25 protein-coding genes are annotated in these 23,994 nt (G+C 39.1%); 7 read left to right on the plus strand and 18 right to left on the minus strand.

The features are described from left to right. Window positions 1–10: 10 nt before the first annotated feature. From MSG95_RS06675 to MSG95_RS06690, 4 genes are read right to left on the minus strand one after another with little or no spacing between them, the layout of a single operon-like run. The gene (locus tag MSG95_RS06675) at window positions 11–775 is read right to left on the minus strand and encodes an SDR family oxidoreductase (RefSeq protein WP_192836544.1); all 765 of its coding nucleotides are present in this window, start codon (window positions 773–775) and stop codon (window positions 11–13) included. Beyond that, window positions 768–1,835, minus strand: a complete 1,068-nt coding sequence (locus tag MSG95_RS06680; protein WP_004703167.1) for an aromatic ring-hydroxylating oxygenase subunit alpha — start codon at window positions 1,833–1,835, stop codon at window positions 768–770. The genes MSG95_RS06675 and MSG95_RS06680 overlap by 8 nt, the downstream gene beginning before the upstream one ends. Window positions 1,836–1,851: 16 nt before the next feature. After that, window positions 1,852–2,151, minus strand: a complete 300-nt coding sequence (locus MSG95_RS06685) for a recombinase-like helix-turn-helix domain-containing protein (RefSeq protein WP_049065224.1) — start codon at window positions 2,149–2,151, stop codon at window positions 1,852–1,854. A 27-nt stretch (window positions 2,152–2,178) separates the two neighbouring features. Beyond that, window positions 2,179–2,484, minus strand: a complete 306-nt coding sequence (locus MSG95_RS06690) for a non-heme iron oxygenase ferredoxin subunit (protein WP_000118513.1) — start codon at window positions 2,482–2,484, stop codon at window positions 2,179–2,181. Between the two features lie 273 nt (window positions 2,485–2,757). On the opposite strand from MSG95_RS06690, the gene MSG95_RS06695 reads away from it, so the two are divergent. Next, window positions 2,758–3,570 carry an IclR family transcriptional regulator gene (locus tag MSG95_RS06695; RefSeq protein WP_324624730.1) on the plus strand — a complete coding sequence of 271 codons (813 nt, stop codon included), beginning with the start codon at window positions 2,758–2,760 and terminating at the stop codon, window positions 3,568–3,570. 42 nt (window positions 3,571–3,612) lie between these two features. Here MSG95_RS06695 and MSG95_RS06700 read toward each other — a convergent pair whose 3' ends face one another. From MSG95_RS06700 to pnuC, 4 genes are read right to left on the minus strand one after another with little or no spacing between them, the layout of a single operon-like run. Beyond that, entirely contained in the window at window positions 3,613–3,912 is a 300-nt protein-coding gene (locus MSG95_RS06700; protein ID WP_151684662.1) for a hypothetical protein, read from the minus strand. 22 nt (window positions 3,913–3,934) lie between these two features. After that, the gene (locus MSG95_RS06705; RefSeq protein ID WP_324624731.1) at window positions 3,935–4,402 is read right to left on the minus strand and encodes a hypothetical protein; all 468 of its coding nucleotides are present in this window, start codon (window positions 4,400–4,402) and stop codon (window positions 3,935–3,937) included. A 21-nt stretch (window positions 4,403–4,423) separates the two neighbouring features. After that, window positions 4,424–5,023, minus strand: coding sequence for a hypothetical protein (locus MSG95_RS06710; protein WP_324624732.1), 600 nt, complete (start codon window positions 5,021–5,023; stop codon window positions 4,424–4,426). Between the two features lie 46 nt (window positions 5,024–5,069). Beyond that, on the minus strand, window positions 5,070–5,660 hold the full coding sequence (gene pnuC, locus MSG95_RS06715) for a nicotinamide riboside transporter PnuC (protein ID WP_288101780.1): 591 nt from the start codon (window positions 5,658–5,660) through the stop codon (window positions 5,070–5,072). 406 nt (window positions 5,661–6,066) lie between these two features. On the opposite strand from pnuC, the gene MSG95_RS06720 reads away from it, so the two are divergent. Then, complete coding sequence (locus MSG95_RS06720) at window positions 6,067–7,011, plus strand: DMT family transporter (RefSeq protein WP_191010964.1); 945 nt, start codon at window positions 6,067–6,069, stop codon at window positions 7,009–7,011. A gap of 158 nt (window positions 7,012–7,169) precedes the next feature. Continuing rightward, window positions 7,170–7,958, plus strand: coding sequence for a crotonase/enoyl-CoA hydratase family protein (locus tag MSG95_RS06725; protein ID WP_324624733.1), 789 nt, complete (start codon window positions 7,170–7,172; stop codon window positions 7,956–7,958). A gap of 103 nt (window positions 7,959–8,061) precedes the next feature. Here the strand turns inward: MSG95_RS06725 and pgaD are convergent, their stop codons facing one another. The 5 genes from pgaD to MSG95_RS06750 form a co-directional block, all read right to left on the minus strand. Beyond that, window positions 8,062–8,481 (minus strand): poly-beta-1,6-N-acetyl-D-glucosamine biosynthesis protein PgaD, encoded by a 420-nt coding sequence (pgaD, locus tag MSG95_RS06730; protein WP_324624734.1) that lies wholly within the window; start codon window positions 8,479–8,481, stop codon window positions 8,062–8,064. An 86-nt stretch (window positions 8,482–8,567) separates the two neighbouring features. Further along, window positions 8,568–9,824 (minus strand): poly-beta-1,6-N-acetyl-D-glucosamine synthase, encoded by a 1,257-nt coding sequence (gene pgaC / locus MSG95_RS06735; protein WP_004703185.1) that lies wholly within the window; start codon window positions 9,822–9,824, stop codon window positions 8,568–8,570. A 13-nt stretch (window positions 9,825–9,837) separates the two neighbouring features. Further along, window positions 9,838–11,832, minus strand: a complete 1,995-nt coding sequence (gene pgaB / locus MSG95_RS06740; RefSeq protein ID WP_324624735.1) for a poly-beta-1,6-N-acetyl-D-glucosamine N-deacetylase PgaB — start codon at window positions 11,830–11,832, stop codon at window positions 9,838–9,840. Between the two features lie 236 nt (window positions 11,833–12,068). Further along, window positions 12,069–12,410, minus strand: coding sequence for an FKBP-type peptidyl-prolyl cis-trans isomerase (locus MSG95_RS06745; protein ID WP_004703189.1), 342 nt, complete (start codon window positions 12,408–12,410; stop codon window positions 12,069–12,071). Window positions 12,411–12,497: 87 nt separating this feature from the next. After that, complete coding sequence (locus MSG95_RS06750; RefSeq protein ID WP_039254128.1) at window positions 12,498–13,028, minus strand: YaeQ family protein; 531 nt, start codon at window positions 13,026–13,028, stop codon at window positions 12,498–12,500. Window positions 13,029–13,218: 190 nt separating this feature from the next. On the opposite strand from MSG95_RS06750, the gene dctA reads away from it, so the two are divergent. Beyond that, window positions 13,219–14,481: a C4-dicarboxylate transporter DctA gene (gene dctA / locus MSG95_RS06755; protein ID WP_039254131.1), complete on the plus strand. Its 1,263-nt coding sequence runs from the start codon at window positions 13,219–13,221 to the stop codon at window positions 14,479–14,481. A gap of 42 nt (window positions 14,482–14,523) precedes the next feature. Here dctA and MSG95_RS06760 read toward each other — a convergent pair whose 3' ends face one another. Continuing rightward, on the minus strand, window positions 14,524–15,522 hold the full coding sequence (locus MSG95_RS06760) for a GTP-binding protein (RefSeq protein ID WP_324624736.1): 999 nt from the start codon (window positions 15,520–15,522) through the stop codon (window positions 14,524–14,526). 501 nt (window positions 15,523–16,023) lie between these two features. Between MSG95_RS06760 and MSG95_RS06765 the strand changes: the two genes are divergently transcribed. Then, window positions 16,024–16,218 (plus strand): hypothetical protein, encoded by a 195-nt coding sequence (locus MSG95_RS06765; protein WP_324624737.1) that lies wholly within the window; start codon window positions 16,024–16,026, stop codon window positions 16,216–16,218. Window positions 16,219–16,345: 127 nt separating this feature from the next. On the opposite strand, the gene MSG95_RS06770 is transcribed toward MSG95_RS06765, so the two are convergent. The 4 genes from MSG95_RS06770 to MSG95_RS06785 form a co-directional block, all read right to left on the minus strand. Next, window positions 16,346–16,861: an acyl-CoA thioesterase gene (locus tag MSG95_RS06770; protein WP_004703199.1), complete on the minus strand. Its 516-nt coding sequence runs from the start codon at window positions 16,859–16,861 to the stop codon at window positions 16,346–16,348. Window positions 16,862–17,120: 259 nt separating this feature from the next. After that, the gene (locus MSG95_RS06775; protein WP_004703201.1) at window positions 17,121–17,735 is read right to left on the minus strand and encodes a MarC family protein; all 615 of its coding nucleotides are present in this window, start codon (window positions 17,733–17,735) and stop codon (window positions 17,121–17,123) included. Between the two features lie 11 nt (window positions 17,736–17,746). Continuing rightward, window positions 17,747–19,813: a choline transporter gene (locus MSG95_RS06780; RefSeq protein WP_324624926.1), complete on the minus strand. Its 2,067-nt coding sequence runs from the start codon at window positions 19,811–19,813 to the stop codon at window positions 17,747–17,749. A 117-nt stretch (window positions 19,814–19,930) separates the two neighbouring features. After that, window positions 19,931–21,553: a BCCT family transporter gene (locus MSG95_RS06785; protein ID WP_324624927.1), complete on the minus strand. Its 1,623-nt coding sequence runs from the start codon at window positions 21,551–21,553 to the stop codon at window positions 19,931–19,933. Between the two features lie 264 nt (window positions 21,554–21,817). On the opposite strand from MSG95_RS06785, the gene betI reads away from it, so the two are divergent. Both betI and betB read left to right on the plus strand, forming a co-directional pair. Next, complete coding sequence (betI, locus tag MSG95_RS06790) at window positions 21,818–22,441, plus strand: transcriptional regulator BetI (RefSeq protein WP_004703204.1); 624 nt, start codon at window positions 21,818–21,820, stop codon at window positions 22,439–22,441. Continuing rightward, window positions 22,434–23,906, plus strand: coding sequence for a betaine-aldehyde dehydrogenase (gene betB, locus MSG95_RS06795; protein ID WP_324624928.1), 1,473 nt, complete (start codon window positions 22,434–22,436; stop codon window positions 23,904–23,906). The genes betI and betB overlap by 8 nt, the downstream gene beginning before the upstream one ends. Window positions 23,907–23,994: the final 88 nt, after the last annotated feature.

Raw genomic sequence — 23,994 nt, forward strand, 5'->3', positions numbered from 1 at the left:
TGACTACTCCTTAGTTAAAGACAAAACCGCCATTGACCGGAATATTTTGACCTGTCACAAAAGAGGACAAATCCGACAGTAGATACAATGCTGTTCCATTTAAATCTTGTGGAAGTTGCTGACGTTGAATCGCTCTTCCGTTGACATATAAATCGTGACGTTCTTGAGGCACATACTCGGTTGCTTCAACCAGAGTAAGTCCCGGTGACAATGTGTTGACACAGATATTGGACTGTCCCAACTCTCTTGCCATTGAACGCGTCATGGCAACAATTGCACCTTTACTTGCCACATAAGCCATTAGGTTCGGTGCGCCCCAAAGTGCTGTATCGGAAGCAACATTAATAATTTTGCCAGCAGCCGATTGTTTTAAATGGGGAACACATGCCTTACTGATGAGCCATGTACCTTTCACATTAATATTCATGACCCGATCCCAAAGTTCAGGATCGTAATCAATCATATTTTTTCCACCGACATTGGTTGCTAGTGCCGCACAGTTCACAAGGCCATCTAGTCCTTTTAATACTTCCACGCTTTTTGCAACCGCATTTTCAATAGAGTCTGCATTGGCAAGGTCAACGGTGACAGCATGAACATTTAGTCCTTGTTTTTGCAAAGCTTGTGCTTCTTGTTGCACCAAGTCAGATAAAATATCTGCCATTACAACCTCAGCACCAGCCTCGGCAATCGCTTGAGCAAAATCTCGGCCTAAACCACGTGCAGCACCAGTCACTAAAACTTTTTTGCCTTGCAACAACGCTACATTAGCCATGAGCTTCTTCCTGCATCTCAATACGGTTTGATGCATTTAGCGCAGCAATTTTCTTTAATTGCTTCTCAGCTTCTTTTTTCATTAAACGGCGTAAACGAGCAAGGCCAACATCGTGTTGATAGAGGAATTCTTGTTCACGTGCATTTGGCGCAAGATTTTCTAAAATAATTCGGTCTTGTTCCAATACATCCCAATGCAATTGTTCTAAGTGATTGCGATATAAGAAGCGCCATACATTACGTTGCCAACCACTCACCTTACGGCAGCGCCAGAAAAATACACGGGTATTGTTGGCATCAATTGGCGTTGCATAGCCCACAATCCAGAACTCACCACCTGGGCCAAATTGTTTACGGTATGGAATTGAAAGTCGTAACCAACTCGCACCTGTTGAACCATATTCAACCCAGTCGAAGTTCACGCCTAATTGACCTTCTTTTTCAAAAATAAAACCATTATCGGTCGTGCGATGTTTCATCTCTGCGGTACGATCACCATCTGCCATCGAGTGCGATGTCGCATGTAAATAACTACCATGCATTGGGTCCATCACGTTATCAATCGCGTATTGATGGTTTACTTTCCAGTCTGCTTGGCAAAGGAACGCACTCCACTCTTCACTTGCAAGTTGCTCTGGAAACTCAAGCGGTGCCGGTTGTTCATTTGCATCAATACCAAACCAGATGAAGATTGCACCATGCTGCTCAATTACTGGATAGTTCTTTAAGCATTTAGTTCCAGTCATTGGACATTCATGAACTGCTGGCACATCGGCAACCACACCATCAGCACGAACTTCAACACCGTGATACCAACAAGCAACTCGGTCACCCAAGTTCCAACCGAGGGAAAGACGAGCGCCGCGATGCGGACAGCGATCTTCAAGTGCATGAACCTGCCCTTCAGCATCACGCCAAACCACAATGTTTTCGCCTAAACGGGTAATTCCGACCGGATTAGCAGCGACTTCCCAACTTGCCAAAACTGGATGCCATTGGTCACGTAAACCAAGTTCTAAATATTCTTCAGCACTTTGTGAAGTTGATACGATTGCGTTCATTTTATTCTTCCCTGAATCAATAACCTAAACGTTGCATTTCTTCTGTAAAGCTTGCAGAAGTCCATTCATCACCAGATTCACAGCGGAAACCCTGTTGATTAAGTGCAGTAACAACATCATCTAGCGCTGTTGCACCCGCAGAGAATGCTTGAATCAAGTTCTTTACAAAATCTTGCTCGTAGAGAGTCGGTTCTTTATAACGTGTCTGCCAAACCAACAATTCAGATTGACCAGGAATTTGAATATTGTTGATACCTGCTTCAGTTGCTGGCGTTGCATGAATCCAGCTTGCTAACTTTTCATTAAATGTCTTCATTGTTCTGCTTCCTTGTACATGTGAGGACTAGAGTTGAATTTGAATATCCTGTCCTTCAACACGAACTGGGTACGTACATAGGTTTCTACACCCGGGCCCACTTTTTAGCTCACCTGTCTGAATGTCAAAAATTGCTTCGTGCAATGGACATTCAACAGTTTGATCTTCGATAAATCCTTCCGTTAATAAGGCATACGCATGAGGGCAAACATTTTCGATAGCGAAGTAATTTTCATCGACAAAAAATACGCCAATTTTTTTTCCTTCAACTTCGATAGCCTTCGGCTCATCTTCGCTAACGTCACCCTGCTGACAAACTGAGATCCAACTCATACTTTGCGTCCTCATTTTGTTTTATATACAAAACTTAATTTCATTTCCAAAACACAAGCAAAGAATAATACTCTTGGTTAATTTTTGTCAAAGTAAAAATAATGATAAAAATCATTCTATTAATTAATTTTAAATAATTTGTTACGTTTCAAAAAGAAAACTTTGTTTTAAATATAAAAAATGTTTTATGTGATCTTTATAATTACAATAGTTCTAAAATAAAGCATAATGCCCCAATTCGAACCCTTTTTTATTTATAGGAAAACAACACAAATGAGCCTAGAGATTGAAGAAGATTTGCAAGAATCAGAAACGACAAAAAATGATGATCGATATTTAGTACCAGGGCTTGTGCGTGGTTTAGCCATCTTGCAAGCATTTAATCAACAAGCACAAGAAATGACGATTACAGAAATTGCCGAAATTTTGGAAGTGAACCGTTCTAGTGCATTTCGTCTTATTTATACACTCGAAGCTTCTGGCTATTTAAGGAAAGCATCCCAAAAAACTTATGCGCTTGACTCAAAAGTTATGGAGCTTGGTTTTAACAGTTTATCGAAGCTTTCATTACTCGACTTATCCACTCCTTTAATGAAAGAACTACGTGATCAGACCAAACTCGCAGTACATCTGACTGTTTTGGAAGGTACACATATTGTTTTTGTAAATAACGTTCAATCAATGGGTACTTTTACCAGCAATATTAGTTTAGGTACTCGCTGGCCAGCCCATGCTACCGTTATTGGTCAAATGTTATTGTCAGATTTACCAGAGGCAGAAGTACGACAACGCTATCGTAATTTCAATGAGTGGGATAGTTTCTCAGAACTTACCCCAACTAACTTGAAAGCACTCTTACAAAAACTAAATTATGTAAAAACCCAAAAATCGATGGTGAGCTGGGGTCATTACAATCATGATATGGCTGCTTGTGGTGCTCCTATTTTCAAACAATCTAATGGAAAAATGGTGGCGGTCCTTTCGGTGAGCTGTCCAATTACCACTTATGATGAAAAAACCTTTAAAGAAGATATCGCCGCTCTGGTCATCGCAACGGCAGATAAAATTTCAAAATTTATCTATTAAAAAAAGCGACGTTAAGTCGCTTTTTTACTCTTATTTCTTCAATTAAAAATCACGCTTAAAAATTTCACCATTCATATCCTGAAAACACAGTGTTGAATAATTTTCTTTAATATCAAACTTTAAGTACTGCTGTTTAAATTGCACCACTGCATAAAACTCTTCGGCTCCATCATCTAAACCTGTCGCAGAGACCTGAGTACCTTGCGGAAAATCCTTGAGCCATGCAACCTTATAAAAATCTGACACCGAATTAAAATCTATATATTTTGTGGGTTCAGCCATAATTTTTTGGGCCACTGCATCAAACTGTTGCTGTTTATATATGACTAAATTCAGGATCATGGTTATTCTTAAAAGTTAATTACTAGCAGTCATCAATAGAGTGCGTATAGTAATGTAATTTTCCATTACGGAAATGAAAATGTAAGCCATCATTACTCCCTTTCCAAGGAAAGATAGAGTAAGTATGATTTTCAGACATAACTATCTGCTTACCAAAAAACTTTTTAAACTCATTCTCAGAAGTTAAATGATTAAATAATCGGGAACCATACTTTAGACCATTTTGCTGGCTTACATATACCTTATCTAAAGAACCCGTAGAGAGTACCACTCCATCTTCATATACCCATTGATCTGGGAAATAACCACCATTGCATTCATCAGCCTCACCTTTAATAACCTGCTTTGGCTTTTTCAAATTATTTAAAGGAATATCAAAACTGTTCAATACTTTACCATGCCATAAAGGTTTAATATTTACTTGCGCATAAGAGGTCGTTGCTACTAAAAAGCCAATACAAAATAAAAATATGTGAGTTAAATTTTTCATAAAAATCCAGAAATTAATGATTTAAAAGTTTTGTGCCTTAGTCTTATTAATAATCAAACCTTTTTGTTTGTCTTTCATAATGATTAAGGGAGCTCCAACTTTTTTAGTTTTGGTATTATTCAAATATTTTTTCTTCTGTAAATAAATCTGGTTGTCTTTAATAAAACTATCTATGGAAGTTTCATCATCCGTATAATAAGAAATATCTTGTGTATAAATATTTGACCAATCCGCTACCCAAAAAATAATGAAATTTCCGCCACGCTCTTGATAGTTGTCTATTGCAAAGGTTTCAGAATCAATTTTATGTATGTTCTGACCAGCTATTGAAGATATATCCTGAGTTTGCGCTTTAAAATAATAGGTTTTATTTTTATCTAAATTGATAGCAAATACGTTATAGCCTAGCGCATCAGCTATATCAGGCTTAAAGCAAGAATAGCTTTGTATTTTTATCTGTGCCGTCTGTATAACTAATTTATTATTTTCAACAGGTTCATCTTTCTGACATGAATCAGGTAATTTACTGAGCTGGTTTAAAGGAATAGCATTAACCTGAGCATTTGCATAACCAGCAAAAAGAAATAAACAAAATAAAAGCTTTTTTAAAGTATGAGTCATCAAATAATTTCCAAACAGGATTATTGTTTTAATATTTTCTCATACATTAAATCGTTTTTTTCAAGTCTATATGATCAACCTGCTTTCTTTTAACCTTCTCCCATTGATACCAACCATAAGCTGCCATTAACACAAAGGCTGCATATAAGGCAGAAGTTAAAAACAGATCTTTATAAATAAACATACCCACATAAATAATGTCGACAAATACCCAAAGTATCCAAGTTGCAATATGTTTTCGACTCGTCCAATAAGTTGCAAGCAAACTAAATGCGGCAAGCTGTGAGTCGAGCATAGGCACTGCTGCATCGGTAAAGTTTTTAAGTATCAAACCAAACAGTAAGCCACCTACCGCAGCAATGATCATTTGAATGATAGCGGTTTGAACTGCGATAGGTTCAATTCGAATGTCGTGATCTTGCTGCTTTCCTTTGAGCCAATAGTAAAAACCATAAAAATTTACAGCCATAAAAAAGAACTGCAAAATCGTTTCACCATAAAGCTTAAATTCATAAAACAAATAGGCGTATAGAACAAAGGCAAAGAAATTAAACAGCCAGCACCACATATTGCGAATTACAGTTAATCCGACTCCAATTAGACTAATTAAGACCGCAAAGATTTCTAAAGGTGACATAAGAGCAGCTGCTTATTGAGATCAATTTGACGAGGTATTATGAGAAAAATATGGGGCTAAGCAAACAACTAATTTAACGTATTCAAAAAATCTATATTCCACGCTTGAATCTCATTTGTACTTTTCTGTTTATATGTTATAAAAATATCATCTATATTTTTAATATACTTATCATGTTTTTATCTAAAGCCCATTATTGTCTAGCGCGTCAATTCCACGCCTCAGAGATGATGCTCTGTGTGGTCGATTGCCGACGCCCTTATTTCAGACAATTTGGCGCTTTGAATAAAAAAATCAAGAAGTTACTTACATAATATTTCCTCTGATTTTTCTTAAAAAGCCGCCATAAAAAGCGGCTTTTTTTATGCCCGTTCATCCTACAAAACATCAATTTATGGAGCTTTATATGAAGCCTTTATTTGAACAACAGAGTACGTCCAGCCCGCAGATTCAGCCGGCTGTAGCATTACCTTCATCTCCGACTCGACTCGCTACAGCCGGCCAATTTATTGCGGTCATTATTATTTGGTCGCTTACACCACTCGCCGCCGTCTGGACAGTACAAGAACTTCACTGGGCATGGGGATTATTCCTTCGCTTTAGCATCGCTATTCCGATTGCTTTACTATGTCTAAAGTTTTTCCGTTTAAAACTGATCTTTAGTAAAAAAGCGGTTTTAAGCTACTGTGCAGGAGCCATTGGTTTATTTGGTTCCATGGCTTTTTGCTACATGGGTGCAGATAAAGTTCCATCAGCCATTATTTCAATTATTTACGGCACCTCTCCGTTAGTATCTGGGCTTGTCAGTTCTTTTGTATTAGGGCGTGAGCGTTTTTCATCATGGCAGTGGCTTGGTCTCGGTATTGCGCTTGTCGGGATGAGTTTTACATTAGGGCTATCTTCATCAGGTTTTCAGCTCAACAGTATTGGTATTATGCTAGAGCTAATCGCTATGCTGTTTTATGTATTGTCGACTTTTGCCGTAAAATCTGTCGGAGCGCATATTCACCCCATTATACAAATGACGGGTTCTAGCCTTGTCTCGTGGGTAGGTTACGCATGCTTATTGCCTTTCTTCTGGTCACATCTTCCAACTGAACTTCCAAGTCTGAAAATTTCACTCGCGGTCTTCTATAGTGCTGTCTTTTCTTCTGTACTTGCCATGATTTTTTATTATCAACTCATTAAGGTACTCCAACCGACGACGGTACTACTTATTACAATTATCACCCCTGTTTTAGCCACCTTTTGGGGAACATGGTTCAACCATGAACAACTTAGCTCACATCTTGTTTTAGGTTTAACCCTGTTATGTCTAGGGCTATTAATGTATTCACGGCGCTCTGCATAAACTTGCTCAACCTGATACATCTATACGTCAGGTTGACTTTTGACGAGTATTGACAGCATGCTTTTATTTTCACTTACCAAGTCATCAACAAATTGTATTTGATCGTTTTTAAATGATTGTTTAAAAGATAATGAAACACAAATAAAGAGCACGACAATATGTCAAATCAAGAAGGAAAAGTCAGCCGTGAAACTCGCGGACATATTTTTTTAATTGGTTTAGATCGGGCAGCAAAACGCAATGCCTTTGATAGCCACCTCATTAAAGATTTATCTCTAGCGCTTACAGAATATGAAAATAATGATGCTCTGCGCTGTGCGATTATTTTTGCTCATGGCGATCATTTTACGGCGGGTTTAGATTTGGTTGAGTTACAACCTAAGCTTGCTACAGGCGTGTTCGATTTTAATGATGAAGAAATTAACCCATGGGGTACAGTTGGCCGAAAACTGAGTAAACCATTAATTGTAGCTGTACAGGGCTACTGTTATACCGCGGGTATCGAACTATTTCTTAATGCAGATCTTGCAATTGCAAGTGAAAATACTCAATTTGCACAAATGGAAGTCCAACGTGGCATCTTACCTTTTGGCGGCGCGACTGCTCGCTTTACTCAGGCAGCAGGTTGGGCCAAAGCGATGCGCTATTTGCTTACAGGTGACCCTTTTGATGCAAAAGCAGCATTTGATATGAATCTGATTACAGAAATATGCCCTGAAGGGACGGAGCTTAACCGTGCGATAGAACTTGCGGAACATATTTCCCAGGCGGCCCCACTTGCTGTCAAAGCCACTCTTGCCTCTGCACGTGAAGCTATTAATGAAGGCTATGAGGTTGCTTTTGATCAATTGCAAACTCATTTACAGCCTTTGCTGACCACAGAAGATGTTCGAGAAGGTGTCTTTGCCATGCTACAAAAGCGTCCACCTGTTTTCAAAGGTAAATAAAGCCTACTCAGACATAGCTTTCAAGATTTAAAACTTATTACTCTCTAAAAACATATATAAAAAGAAAGCCCACATAATGTGGGCTTTCTTGAATTAATTTGGCTTATTCAACTCTAACAATTTTACCAAATTCATCGTGGTGAACTATCGTAATTTTTTGGCTACGTCCCTGCTCAATTTCTTGCTCAGGTATATCAAAGTAGCGTGCATAATCATCTGTCTGCTTCATGTCAAGTTCATCACCACCCACACGGCGTTCAGGCAAAATATGACTCCATAGCAACAAACCAATTGCACAAGCAATGAGTGCTGTAAAGCCATGCTCAATTCCCACACCAAAGGCACTAAATAAACGGTGTACCAAATGTGTTTTTTGTAGTTCAACCAATAACCATACAAACACGAAAGGACGCCACAACAACAACCAACCGCCCCACATCATGGCTGTGCTTGTTGTAGAAACATAGCGCTTGTGCCACGGTAATTGACGACGTAAATCAATAATCAACGAATTTGTCTTCATTTCTCTTTTACCTAACGAAGTGCTGCGGTTTTCCCCAGACATCAATACAGCACGATCTTTAAAATCTCATGACTCTTGCATTTCATCTAACGAATGCCCCGATCCGGGCTCACCCAACGTGCTCGTTTCTCATCTCCACGTCGTAAGACTTTTGGAAATGCCACAATGGTTGCCGAAATGGTGATTAGCCAAAAGACCAATGGATACCAAATCATCCAGAAATAGTTTTTTCCTAGATTCGGTTCATAACGACTATCCATCCATTTGCTTAAAGCAAACTGAATTAGACAGGTTGCCCCCAATAAAATACCTGTACCATACGGTAAAAATGGGGAACTCACAACGGCTAATGCAGGGACTGGGAAAATAAAATGTACCAACCACAATAAAGCCATTGCCAGCATTAAATATGACCAGACTAAAGTTAAGCAAAGCTCAAACATTAAAGGCCATAAAAAATTCAATTTTGGTTTGGTGAACACATCAATATTTTTAATTAATACCTGTGCCCCACCCATTGCCCAACGTAAACGCTGTTTCCACAATCCGTTTAATGTTTCAGGCATTAAAATCCAGACCAAGGCATTCGGTTCAAAACGAATATCCCAGCCTGCACGTTGCAATTTCCAAGTAATATCGATGTCTTCGGTCAACATATTTGGTGACCAATAATCGACTTGGTGAACAGCACTTTTACGGAAAGCCGTAATTACACCAGACACCGTAAACAAACGACCAAATGTACGCTGCGCACGTTTAATCATTCCCACAATCGAAGAAAACTCACCGACTTGAATACGTCCTAACAAAGTTGAACGCGTACGAATACGTGGGTTTCCAGTTACGGCTGCAACTGTTGGATTCTGAAGAAAATGACGAATCATCCATTTTGCTGCATGCGGGTCAAGCAAAGCATCGCCATCAATACCAATTAAAAACTCGGCATCGGTCATGAGGCTACCAGCCTGTAGGCCCATTGCTTTACCTTGGTTTTGTGCAAGGTGAACAACACGAAGTTTTTCGTATTGTTCAGCTAAACGATCTAGGACTTCACCCGTATTATCCGAACTACCATCGTTAATCGCAATGACTTCAAAATTAGGGTAATCCAATTTTAAAGCGTGACTAATGGTTTCCTCTGCATTATCACCCTCGTTAAAGCAAGGAATAAGTACAGCAACTTTCGGATAGCTTTCTAATGGAGCCGGTTGATCGTAAGGTGGAGCCTTACGTTCTTTCCAATAGAAAATGATCGCACCAATCATCCATAGATATGACATAAACAATGGATAATAAAAAACGAACTTTAGAGCCTGCGACCATATTGCAGCAAAGATTGTCATGTTTCAGCCTCGTCTACGGCACAAGACGAGATGACTTTTCAGCAAATGCTTTATGCATCACGTTCACGTCCGGATGATCTTTAATTGGGTCATCTGGATAATATGCAACATGCATTGCACCTTGTTCATAGAGAGAGTGAATTGTCGCAGCCATTTCAGTTGAAGGTACCTTTTCGTTATTACGCCAGTTCGTTGCTTGTAGCTCAAAAACTGTTTTCTTAATGCCATTTGGATACTGTTTCACACGATCAACCATATCTTTATAGAATTGATCTTGGTTCTTCACTTGCTCCATATAAGGCATCGCCATAATAGCAGTAAAATCATAACGGTTTAATGACTCTTCAAGTGACTGAGAGTACCAATTTTCCGCATATGGTTTTAAAGCCACTTGTGCATATAAATTACGTGCTGTAAGCAGGAATGGCTCATACTGACGAACCTCACCAACAAGCTCCATCGCAAAATCATCTAAATATCTTGTTTTATATGCAGTCCACTTCTGCAAATCTTCGTCATTTTCACGAATTTTTGCCAAGTCTGTTGGTAAACCTTGTTTCGCATAAGCTTTTAAGGCATCTGGGCTTGCATCTTCATAATCAGACAGAGTCACATCGTCATGGAATAAAATTCCATTGAAAGACGATGACTTCGCTAAATCTTCATATATTTCACGGATAGTTTGACGCGCTTCAGGTGAAAAAGGACTTAAACGAATGTATCCCATATTGAGATGCTCACTCGTTTTATCCTGCTGGGTTACAACCAAATCTTTTGATACAGGATCAGTTTTTGGTAGTTCCCATGCCAATAAAGGCATCCACGCATAAATACGGCTTACAGGCGTACGTGTTTGAATTTGCCATGCAACACGGTTGAATAGATCAGCACGCATAGGAATATGTCGATTTGGGAAGTATACCATATCGGCAGAACCATTAGCATCTGCATCAGAGAAAGCTTGTAAATAAACCGTGTTTACGCCCATCGCATTAATACGGTCGAGTAGATTACCTAAATTACGCTCTTGTTGTTTCGGATCTGGATCATAAATATAGTCGAGATCAACATGCATAATTTTTTGTGGGCGATTGTTATCCGTTAAGTTTAATTCACGGTTTTTAATCTCTTGAGCCAAATCATTGGTACTCATTCCGCCTTCTACCAAAATACGGCTCATATTCTGTAGTGATTGTTTAGCATGATCTGCCCCATCATCAAGTGTAATGGTAATTGGCATACCAAGCTTTTTAGCAATCTGAACCGTTTGCATATTATAGCGACCGTATGGCCAAACCATAATACGTGGCGAACGTATACCATGTTGTTTGAGCAACTGATTATTCTTTTTTAAATCATTATAGATTCGAGTCTGATACTGGCTGTCGTTTTCATATGTTTTAGTTTTATCATCATAAAAACGTGTGGTGGCCGCAGGTTCAGAGTTTCCTTGTGGATTACCATTAATACCACGGTGTAAGTGATAGCTATGGCTTGCAATTTCAACAAAACCGCTATCTTGCATCTCTTTAAGTTCAGGCCAGCTTAAGATTTTATCACGTGAAATTTCTTCACCAGAAAAATCGACCTTCTGATTTTCTTTTGGCTCTAACCATGAACCAACAACAGCAAGTACTACTGGTATTTTCTTAGCCTTAATCACTGGATAAGCATTTTGATAAAAAGTCTGATAACCATCATCTACAGTTAATAAAACCGGTTTGCTTGGCAGTGCAACTTTACCCTGATGAGCGCGAATTAGCTGGTCTACAGTAATAAAATGGAAACCGTTTTTTTGCAGCCAATCGATATGCTCACTAAATTGTTTCGTAGTCACCGCATATTGAGGAATTAAGGCATTCTTAGTATCGGTAATTTCATGATAGCCAATAACAGTAAGTTCTGAAGCATCTATTTTAGGAGGAGCAGCTAATGCCATACCTGACAAGCCTGCTAAAGCCAAGCCAAGCGTTAGATTCAACAAAGGAGATGCAAAGCGGGTAATCATGAAATAGCGTCTCAATAGCAATATAGATTATTTATGTGAAATTTAAACTTAAGAACTAAAACCGACGTCTATTTAGCCCTTAAGTTTAAACTGCCCAAAATGAACAGTTTTTCAGTTCACCTTTATAATCAAATAAACTGAAAATAATCTTAAATATTCAAAAAGCTAAAATATAAATAACGAATATATTTATATTTAAAGCTTATATAACAAAATCAAACGGTAAAATTTTGATTTCATTCATCGCGAGTTTTTACGTCAAATAACTCAATTTCAAAAATCAAATTTGAGTTCGCCGGAATAACTTTGCCCATTTTGCGTTCACCATAAGCCAAATGCGCAGGAACAATAAGTTTACGTTTTCCACCAACTTTCATTCCCATGATGCCTTGGTCCCAACCTTTAATCACACGGCCTGTTCCAATGACGCATTCGAAATAATTTCCGCGGTCAATTGAAGAGTCGAATTTAGTACCGTCCTCTAACCAACCTGTATAGTGAGTGGTAATTAAGGCACCTTTAACCGCTTCCTTACCTTCGCCTACTTTTAAATCGATAATTTCTAATTCAGTGATCATAACATTTCCGTTTCATTTAAATTCAAAGCCCAGACTCAATCTTTAGTCTAGCAACTAGTTTTGTAAATTTTGTTGCGCTTTCCAATTTTACTGTAATTGGGTCCACACTACATTTGCTTGGCCATTTTCGCCCAGTAAAGTCCACTCAGAGTCCATAACGTTTAACTGTAACTGCATCGTACGTTCACAAAGCTGTTCTAACTCTGCTGTACTTTCAGGTGCAATTTGCCAAACTTGGACATTACTTAATGTTTTAATTTTACTGTTTCTCTTCCACCAGTCTTCGACCTGTGAACCATACGCAACAATTGCTACAGCTTTACAACGAGCACTGGCTTTTTTCACTTTATCTTCAGAAGGTAAACCGACTTCAATCCAATTTTCTAACTGACCTGTTAAGTCTTTTTGCCAAAGTGCAGGCTCATCAGTTTCAAAAAGGTCTTTAGTAAATTCAAGACTGTCACTTGCAAAACGTGCAAATGCCATAACACGAACCATTAACCGTTCTAAAGTTTCTGAAGGATGCAATGCAAGCGTCAATTGATAATCGCCATAGATATGGTCATCCATATTGGCAATATTCAAGTCTGCCTTATAAATTGTTGCTTTAAGCGCCATGGTTAATATGTCCAAAAATTTGGCGCTAAGAATACTCGATTTCAATTAAAAAATTATAGAAAAAACGCAGTAACACAAAACTTCTTTCACTCTAAATTTGCATCTTCTTCCAAAACATCCAAGCGCTTTCCAAGTTGGCGGGCTTTTTGCTTTAAAGGGTTTGTATTCCTCTCTTTTGATTTGATGACTTATGTGGCAAAAACTTAAACGTAGTTTATTCCTACAAGTTCTCTGCGCTCTCTTCCTCGGTATTGCAGTAGGACTTGCTTTTCATGACTTCTCTCTAGCTTTAAAACCCCTTGGTGATGGTTTTATTTCACTGATTAAAATGTTGATTGCACCAATTGTATTTTGTGTCGTAGTACTGGGAATTTATGGTGCAAACGATATTAAAAAAATGGGCAAAGTCGGTGCAAAAACGATTCTCTATTTTGAAGTAGTCACAAGTATTGCTTTAATTTTGGGAATTATTGTTGCTTATGTCTTTAAACCGGGCGTCGGTATGAATATTGATATTAGCCATTTAGATGCTAAAGATTTAAGTACCTATACCGAACGTGCTCACGACATGCATACAGGTTCAGATTTTCTTCTTAATATTATTCCAAAAACATTTACTAGCGCTTTTGCCAACGGCGATATTTTACAAGTTTTACTCATCGCGATTTTATTTGGCGTATCGCTACTTTTAATTCCTAAACATTTAGCAGAGCTAGTACGTCAGGCACTTGAAGCTTTCTCTGAAGTATTCTTTAAAATTATGGGGCTAATCATTCGCTTAGCTCCAATTGGGGTATTCGGTTCAGTTGCCTATACCACTGCAAAATTTGGATCAGACTCACTCCTACAACTCGGTTATTTAGTTTTACTCTTTTATGCAACCTGCATTTTATTTGTTGTCATTGTTCTAGGTTTAATTCTAAAGCTTGCTGGCCTGAACATTTTCAAATTTGTAGGCTATTTTAAAGATGAACTTGCCATTGTTTTAGGTACTGCCTCTTCCGACTCAGTTCTTCCTCAAGTCATGAAGAAGCTTAAGAACCTAGGCATAAAAGACTCAACAGTCGGTCTAGTCATTCCAACCGGTTATTCTTTTAACTTAGATGGCTTTTCCATTTATTTAACATTAGGAGTGATTTTTATTGCGCAGGCCTGCAATATCGATCTCTCCATGCATGACTTATTAGCTATTTTACTGGTTTCACTGATTACCTCTAAAGGTGCGCATGGTATTCCGGGGTCAGCTTTAGTTATTCTTGCGGCTACACTTTCAGTTATTCCAAGCTTACCTGCAATTGGCCTAGTACTTTTACTGTCTGTAGATTGGTTTATTGGGATTATTCGTGCCTGTACCAACTTAATTGGTAACTGTGTTGCGACCGTAGTGATTGCCCATTGGGAAAAAGATATTGATCATGCCCAAGCTAAAGCTGTACTCGACATTAAAAAATAGATGAAGATTTCTGAGAACATTGAGCTATCTTTTCAATGTTCTCTATTCATCAATTCTACAATCTAATAATTCAGTTTCAAATGTCAGCCAGTCATGTTCATGTTGGCTAATGATTTCAATACGGTTATCAATGCCCTCTTCACCAGACTTATAATTAAACTGTTCAGGATTAAAGTTAAAGGTCTTCCACCCCTGATCTGTATGAAAAATTCCCTTAATACGCAGCCAGTCTTGCTGTGCGCAGAGTAAATCGAGCAAAGCATAAAATTCGAATTTCCAACGCTTAGGTAATTTCCAGCCTGCAACAGTATATCCCTGCGCTGACTCAACATAGTGATAAGGTAATTGGCGAATTTCTTTTGCTACTTCAGCTTCACTCATCTGCTTTTGAAGCTTAAGTAAAGGTTGTATAGAGCGCGCTGTTAAACGAGCAGCAACATCAATTTGTGCTAGTTCGAGTTGACCATGCCCTGTCGTTAACCATTGTTGTTGATAAGGTTGATACTCTTCTTTCAATTGGTCTAATGCTTGTTCATCTTCAAAAGACATCGTATCAGCATGAGAAACCACCACAATTTGCGCGGCTTTTAACTGATCCTCATAAAGATTTTGTTTAACCCAATTGGTGTCATGCAAACGGCTACCATCGACAACCGTGACTAATGCACGCATAGCCAAGCTGTTTTGCCAATGAGGTTCTGTTAACTGATCAAACAGTTGCGAAGGATGTCCAAGCCCTGTAGGTTCAATAAAGAGTCGGTCTGGTTTTTGTTCACTTAGCAAACGAGCCAAAGCAATATGCATGGGGAGTTGGCTACTACAACATAAACACCCACCTAATAATTCTTTTATGGCATAGCCTTGTTCTTGCGGTAAAAGTTGTTGGTCGACTCCAATTTGCCCAAACTCATTCATTAAGACCGCCCACACTTCATCTTTGGGTTTCTGACTTAATAAATGCTGTAATAATGTGGTTTTCCCTGCCCCTAAAAATCCTGAAATAATATGGGTAGGAACAGTTTTTTGGGGAATCAGTTTCACAAGCAACTCAAATCAACAAGGTTCAAAAAAAACTAGGAAAGGTATATCACTGTTTAAGTGGCATGAAAATGATTTTTCTTTTTGGCGTCATCTTTTTAAAAAGTGGGTAAAAACATTAAATATGAGAATAAAGTCTCATTACTTATCTAAATTTACTTTAAATAATTTATTATCAAACGGAATATTCTATTTTAAGGCATTCATAATTCATTCCAGAGTGTTTTGTTTACGTAACCAACCTGACTTTTTTTTATTCAACATGAAATATTTTTTCACATTTTAAACGTTCAACCAGCGCGGTAATTTTACAGTAGACGCACATAAACGGCCCGTATATTTCATATTGTTAAGATAGCCGTAATAGATTGTTAAGTTAATTGATGCAATCCAAAGCTCGGCTTAGCATGTGTCCTAGCTTAATCATTCAGCCATACAGGGTTCATGTTGGTAAGAACGATTAGGTTTAATTTATTGTTTAATGAATTTTAAGGATGCCATAAAATGAAATTAGCTAAAGCTTTACTTGCTACTACTCTAGCTTTAACTGCTGCTTCAACTTTCGCTGCTTCTAAACATGACAAGGTTCATGCTCCAGAAGATAAAGTTGTAGTTTCAACTCAAGAACAAGCCAACACTGCAAATGCTGCATCTGACGCTGTAGGTTCAGCTTCTGAAGCCGCTCCTGCTGCTCAATAATTATTATCTCTGTACTCTCCTCCAAGCTCAGAGATAATTTTGCTGAAATGAAACAGGACGTTAAATTTCAGTGATGAAAAAAAGATCGAACCATGCTGCGGTTCGATCTTTTTTTAATTCGATCTGATTAAGACGTTTTCTTATACATGCTACAAGAAGGATTATGATTTTCTTGTAGGCGCAAAACCTTACGATGCTCTGCCGCTTCAAATCGACAGCGTTTCCACTCGGTATCTAGCTTCAATTGAGGAACTTCGCGTGGTTTACCATGCTCATCAACAGAAACCATTGTGAAATAACAGCTATTGGTATGGCGAACAGTGCGCTTTTGAATATTTTGTGCTTCAACACGAATACCAACTTCCATTGAAGTACGGCCTACATGGTTCACACTTGCCAAGAAGGTAACTAACTCACCTACATAAATCGGTTCTTTAAAATTCACTTTATCTACAGACAAAGTGACCACATAGCTGCCCGAATAACGGCTTGCACAAGCATAGGCGACTTGGTCTAACAGCTTAAGAATTGTTCCACCATGAACATTACCTGAAAAATTTGCCATATCAGGGGTCATTAAAACTGACATGGTTAATTCTGACTGATCATCAGTTACGGTTGTCATTTCATCTAATGTAGGCATGACTCAACTCTGTCTCAAACAAGCTCAGAAACATTATGGTTGATAATTCACAAAAAAAACATGCTTAAATCCACAACATAGCATCGTATTTTTTAATATTGTTTATTCTTTTTTTGAACGAAGTTTTTTTAATCTATTATTTTTAATTATTTTTTAGTTTTTCTTAAATAAAAAATTGATTAAGAAATTAAAAATAATAAAAAAGTGCTATGCCATTTTTCAAGATTAAATGGCATAGCACGATGTTGATCGATACTTGCTAAACTTTATTAATCACACCTGTCACACCATTGATAATCATATCAATAGCGATCGTACCGATTAATAACGCTGATAAACGCCCAACAATATCAAAATAGCGGTCGATATGTTTGGCATGTTTATAGCGTAAATGATCATGTGAAAATTTCATCAAAATCAAAATACTACAGGTTAAAAACAACGTAAAGGCAATCACTAGGGCTGCTTCACCAATTGACATTTCTATGCCTGTGACAACAGCAGCACTAATAGTACCTGGCCCAATCATAAATGGCATAGCGATGGTTCCAGCTAAATGCTCAGGAGCACCGCGCATTTCACCAATGGTATCGGCACCCTGAAACACATAACGATAACCAATCACCAAAAAGATCAGGCCGCCAAAAATCTGAAAGGCTTCAAAACGTACATTCAGATATTTACTAAAAATTGTTTCACCGCCCCATGCAAACAGCATGAATACAATAAAAGCAATCAAACTTCCCTGAATCAGTGCTTTATTAAACACCTTAGCTTCTGAATGGCGGATTAGGCCAATCATATAAATGCTCATTAAAAATGGATTGAGCAATGAGAAAAATAAAGCAAAAGAATGTAGATAAGGAGAAGCCATGCATTTTCCTCTTAAGCTTGTGGATCTGGGAACAATGGTCGATTTCCAGGGCTAATACGATTGATATGTAAGAAGGTCATATGTCTTTCATATTTATCTAAAATGTCATTAATGACCTGTTCTTTACTGTAACCAACAAGGTCGTTGTCTTGAGAACCTTCATAAAGATAGGTTTCGAGACGGTAATAGAACTGCTTGCCTCGTTTTACACGCTGACTAAAGTTAGGCGCGGTATAACGAACTGGCCAGATCTGATAAACGAAGTTTTGCTCTTCTTCCAAATGAATGGTGATATCGAGGTGATAAAGCGCTTCTTCATCTTCAAGAGGCGTTTGCTGTACATCGACATTCATGCCTTGCTTAATCAGCTCATCAGCCACGGCTTGAACCGCCGGATAACAAACATCATCTAACATACGTTTAGTTTCAGTCGTTCCCGGATGGTGCATCACTCGGGTCAAACGCTTTTTCCAGTTCAGAATATCGACGTTACCTACCACAGGTGCCGCGTTCATACTCCGGCTCGCGTGCCTGTAGTCCTCAAGTCTGAGTGACTTATAAAGACCTGCCATGACTAGGAACATCACAAAACTAAACGGTAGTCCCATAATAATGGTGGCATTTTGCAAAGTAGTAATCCCGTTGGTCATCAGCATAGCAAGAGTTAATAAGCCAATGGCAATTGCCCAGAACACGCTTAACCAACGTGGTGCATCATTATCAATATGGGTGAGCTTGGTCGTGAAATTACCCAAAACTAATGCCCCTGAATCGGCAGAAGTCACATAGAATAAAAGACCTGTCACCGTTGCGATTGAAGCAATAAAGGTAAAACCCGGATACTGCGCTAACAGGTCATAAAAACCATGGGCAGGATTTGATAGTACCGTTGCAGCCAAAGTTTGGTTACCTTCAAAAATCACGCTGTGCAATGCGCTATTACCAAAAATGGATAACCACGTTAAGGTAAATAATAAAGGAATAATTAAAGTCCCGCACACGAACTCCCGAATGGTACGCCCTCTTGAGATACGTGCCAAAAAGAGTCCTACAAATGGAGACCAAGCAATCCACCATGCCCAGAAGAACAAGGTCCAACTGCTCATCCAATCTTTAGGTTGCTCAAAAGCAAAACTTTGAAGTGCTAAGGTCGGGAATCGAGTTAAATAGTCGCCAATATTTTGTACCAAAGCATTAAGTAAAAACTCGGTATTACCTAAGAACAAAATAAACAGCAAAAGACCAATTGATACATAAATATTGATTTCGGACAAAATCCGAAGGCCCTTATTCACCCCAGATGTCACTGAAATAATACTAATACCCACTGCAATGGCAATCAGTGCAAACTGCATCCAGATATTCTCTGGCAGTCCTAATAAAACATGTAAACCATAGTTCAGCTGTACTACGCCAATCCCGCAGGTGGTCGCAATACCAAAAATTGTCCCGATGACTGCGGCAGTATCCACACTATGGCCAATGGCCCCATTAATCCTGTTCCCGAAAATCGGGTAAAGTGCGGAACGAATGGTCAGCGGTAAGTTATAGCGATAACTGAAATAGCCAAGTGCCATACCAATCAAGGCATACATACACCATCCGGTCAAACCATAGTGAAATAGAGTCCACACCATACTTTGGCGTGCAGCTTCATAGGTCTGGCCTACGCCAACAGGCGGTTGCATATAATGAGATAATGGCTCGGCCACCGAGAAGAACATTAAATCGATACCAATACCTGCTGAAAACAGCATGGCAGACCAACTCAGTAGACTAAACTCAGGCTTTGAGTGTTTAGGGCCAAGTTTAATTTCACCATATCTGGAACAGGCAATGAAAATAACAAACACCATATACAGTGTTGCAGCCAGTAAGTAATACCAGCCGAAAGTTGACGTTACCCACGCAAGTACGGTGTTAATTGTTCGATTTGCAAAATCGTTAAACAAAAAAGTAACGAGAGAAAAGATTAAAATAATTAGAGCTGAAATATAAAAAACCACACGATTAAGCGGGTCTTTTTTAGATTTAGATAATGTTAAATCATCAACTGCTCTTGGATTATCTGTTGCCATACAATCCTCAAGGAATAGAAGAAAATAAAATATTCAATTTAGTCTTTTCACTATTTAACCATAATGAAAAGACTGCTTTGAACGCAAAAAAATATAAATAAATGTGATGAACCAAGATTATGAAACCTCGGTTACTTTGTTCTGGTCACAATTCGATGGAATAGAAATGTCTTTTGAAATAGCTAACTGCTTTTTCGCAACATTCGGGTCAAACTCATCTTGCTTTAAGGCTTTGGCTAAACCAAACATATAAAGCAAAATAATTACAGAAAATGGTAAACCACATAACACCACTGCACTTTGCATGGAGTTGAAACTACCGGCTAAGAGTAAACCGATACTGACAATGGTGATGACCACAGACCAAAAGATGCGTAACCAGATCGGTGAATCACTATCACTGGTGCCCCCTTTCGAGGACAAATTGGCGATCATTAGTGTACCAGAGCCAACAGGGGTCAAAAATAAAACGAAACAAATTACAACAACAATCCCCGCAATATACGGATTAAACGGGAGATATTCGAGTAATTTAAATAATGACAATGCTGGATCACTTAAAACCATATCTCCTAAAACTTTATGTTTTTGATTGAGAATTAAGTAAATTGCAGTGTTTCCAAAAACTGAAATCCAAGCCAGTGTAAAGCCGAGTGGAATCAGACATACACCCAACACCACTTCACGAATGGTTCGGCCTTTCGAAATGCGGGCAATAAACATTCCTACAAAAGGTGCCCAAGCAATCCACCATGCCCAATAAAACACAGTCCATGAACCGAACCAGCCACTGGCTTTTTGGTTGTATAAATACATATCAAAACTTTTACCCATAAAATTATTAAGGTAATCGCCCGTATTTTGCACAAGGCCATTTAACAAATGGTTAGTCGGTCCTGTTAAAAATACAAATAAAAGTAAAGCATAGAGCAAACGCAAATTAATACGCGATAACCATGCCAGACCTTTTTCAATACCAACTACTGTTGTGATGGTCGCAACACTCATCATAACGAGAACAGCTGTAATTAAGGTTGCAGAGCTATGCGGTATTTCAGGAATTAAATAACAAATACCTGAAACCAACACTAAAGCACCAATACCTAAGTTGGTCACGAGCGAAATGACAGTCGCTAAAATACCAAAGCCATCGACAAAATCCCCCACCAAGCCATGAACCCGCTCTCCGAAAATTGGATAGAGAGCCGAGCGCAATGCAAGCGGTAAATCTTGTCTAAAAGCAAAGTAACCTAAAGTCACACCGAGCAAAGCGTAAAGCACCCAGCCATGAATACCCCAGTGCAAAAAGCTATAGGTCATGGCATTTCGAGCAGCCTGAATGGTTCCTGCCTCACCTTCGGGTGGCCTTAAAAAATGGTCAACAGGTTCAGCAACACCATAATAAAGTAGCGCAATACCAATCCCTGCTGAAAACAGCATTGAGGTCCAAGCCAAATAGCCAAACTCAGGTTTGTCATGGTCTTTTCCTAAAGGAATCTGCCCTACTTTTGAGAAGGCAAGCCAAGCCACAAAGCCTAAACACAGCACAATCACCAACATGTAATACCACCCGAAAAAGTGGTTTACTTGCTCTTGTACATAGGTCAGCCAAAACTGACTTTTTTGCGGAAACAGTACAAATAACAGGCCAAAAATACCGATACTGACTGCCGAACTCCAAAATACGAAACGATTTAACCGAATATGGTCTGAAGAATATTTATCACTTTTCAACACCATCTTATTGCTCCTTGCAATCGGTGTATTTTTCTAAAATAACGTGATAAGTACTGGACTTATGCGCATCATCCTATCCCTAAGAACTTTCGATTCTATCTCTTCTTCCCCGAAGTCAGATTCAAAAATTCATTGATTTTTACACATCATACTTGTTATTGATTGAACGTTCAATCAATAACAAGTATGATAAAAAAAGTGCTATGATGCTCTGCAAGTTAACATGCTGAATTTAAAGCACCCATAAAAGTGCTGATGTGGAAAATCATGACAAAACGCAGAGTAAAACCAGAGCATGTGCGCCGTGAAGAGATTATGAACGCTGCACTAGACGTAATTTATGAAGTGGGGTTATCCAATACCACCATTGCACAAATTGCAAAAAAAGCCGAGCTGTCGACCGGCATTGTTAGCCACTATTTTGGCGACAAACAAGGGTTAATAAATACTTGTATGCAAGAAATGCTAAATGTTTTGCGTCGGAAAACCGAACAATACAGAGCAGAAGCAGATTCGCATCCGGAAAGCCAAATTAAGGCAATTATTGACTCTAACTTTGACATTAGTCAGGTAAATGAAAAAGCAATGCGGGTCTGGTTAGACTTTTGGTCTGCAAGTATGCATGTACCGGACCTGAGCCGTTTGCAAAAGATTAATGATCAACGCCTGTACTCTAACTTGAAGTTTTATTTCCTCAAGTTAATAGATGAACAACAGGCCAGTGTTGCCGCAAGAGGGTTGGCAGCATTGATTGATGGATTATGGCTACGCGGCAGTTTAAGCCGTCATAACGAATTTGACAGCGAACTGGCCCGTTCTATTGCTTACGATTATGTAAAAACGCAATTGCAATTTGCGAACAAGCCTTTGCAGGAGAGACAAAATGAGTGATGTACAAGCTTATCAACTGTATATCCATGGACGCTACGTTGAAGCAACCAGTGGTAAAACATTTAATAGTATTAACCCTGCCAACGGCGAGACAATCGCGACTCTTCAACAAGCTTCTGAACAAGATATTGAAGCTGCTGTAAAAAGTGCCCAACAAGGACAAAAAATCTGGGCTGCCATGACTGCCATGGAACGTTCACGTATTTTACGTCGTGCTGTCGACATTCTTCGTGAACGTAATGATGAGCTTGCCCGTCTTGAAACACTCGACACAGGTAAAGCTTTTAGTGAAACATCTACAGTCGATATTGTGACTGGCGCAGATGTACTCGAATACTACGCAGGACTTGCAACAGCCATTCAAGGTGAACAAGTTCCACTTCGCGAATCAAGTTTCTTTTATACACGCCGTGAACCTTTAGGCGTGGTTGCCGGTATTGGGGCTTGGAACTATCCAATTCAAATCGCTTTATGGAAATCTGCCCCTGCCCTTGCTGCGGGTAATGCCATGATTTTCAAGCCAAGTGAAACAACCCCACTTACTGCATTTAAACTTGCAGAAATCTATACAGAAGCTGGCTTACCAGACGGCGTGTTTAACGTGGTGCAAGGTGCTGGTCGTGAAATTGGTCAGTGGCTCACTGAACATCCTGTAATTGAAAAAATCTCATTCACTGGTGGTGTGGAAACTGGCAAAAAAGTCATGGCAAGCGCTGCTGGCTCTACACTTAAAGAAGTGACCATGGAGCTTGGTGGGAAGTCACCACTCATTATTTGTGAAGATGCTGACCTGAACCGTGCAGCAGATATTGCGGTTATGGCGAACTTCTTTAGTTCAGGTCAAGTATGTACCAACGGCACCCGTGTATTTGTTCCAAAATCACGTTTAGCTGACTTTGAAAAAGTCGTAGTAGAGCGTGTAAAACGTATTCGCATAGGTGACCCAATGGCTGAAGACACAAACTTCGGTCCGCTCACCAGCTTCCCGCATATGGAAAAAGTGTTGTCTCTCATTGAGTCAGGCAAACAACAAGGCGCTAAAGTGTTAATCGGTGGTGGTCGTGCGACCGAAGGCGAACTTGCGAAAGGTGCTTATGTACTACCGACTGTATTTAGCGATTGCACTGACCAGATGGCCATTGTTCAAGAAGAAATTTTTGGACCTGTCATGAGCATCTTAAGCTATGAAACCGAAGAAGAAGTTATCCGTCGTGCCAACGACACGACCTTTGGTTTAGCTGCCGGTGTGGTCACTCAAGATATTAGCCGCGCTCATCGCATTATTCACCAAATTGAAGCCGGTATTTGCTGGATTAACACGTGGGGTGAATCACCTGCCGAGATGCCAGTCGGTGGCTACAAACAATCTGGTGTAGGCCGTGAAAATGGCTTAACCACGCTTGGGCACTATACCCGTATCAAATCTATTCAAGTTGAACTTGGCGATTATCAAAGCATTTTTTAATGCCGCAATCGCTCTAAAACCTTCAACCTAAATCACATATGCCGAGCAGTCTTTATAGATTGCTCAGGCAAACTGTTAGTAAAAAAAG

This window comes from Acinetobacter sp. IK23 (assembly GCF_035615275.1).
Lineage (GTDB): Bacteria > Pseudomonadota > Gammaproteobacteria > Pseudomonadales > Moraxellaceae > Acinetobacter > Acinetobacter seifertii.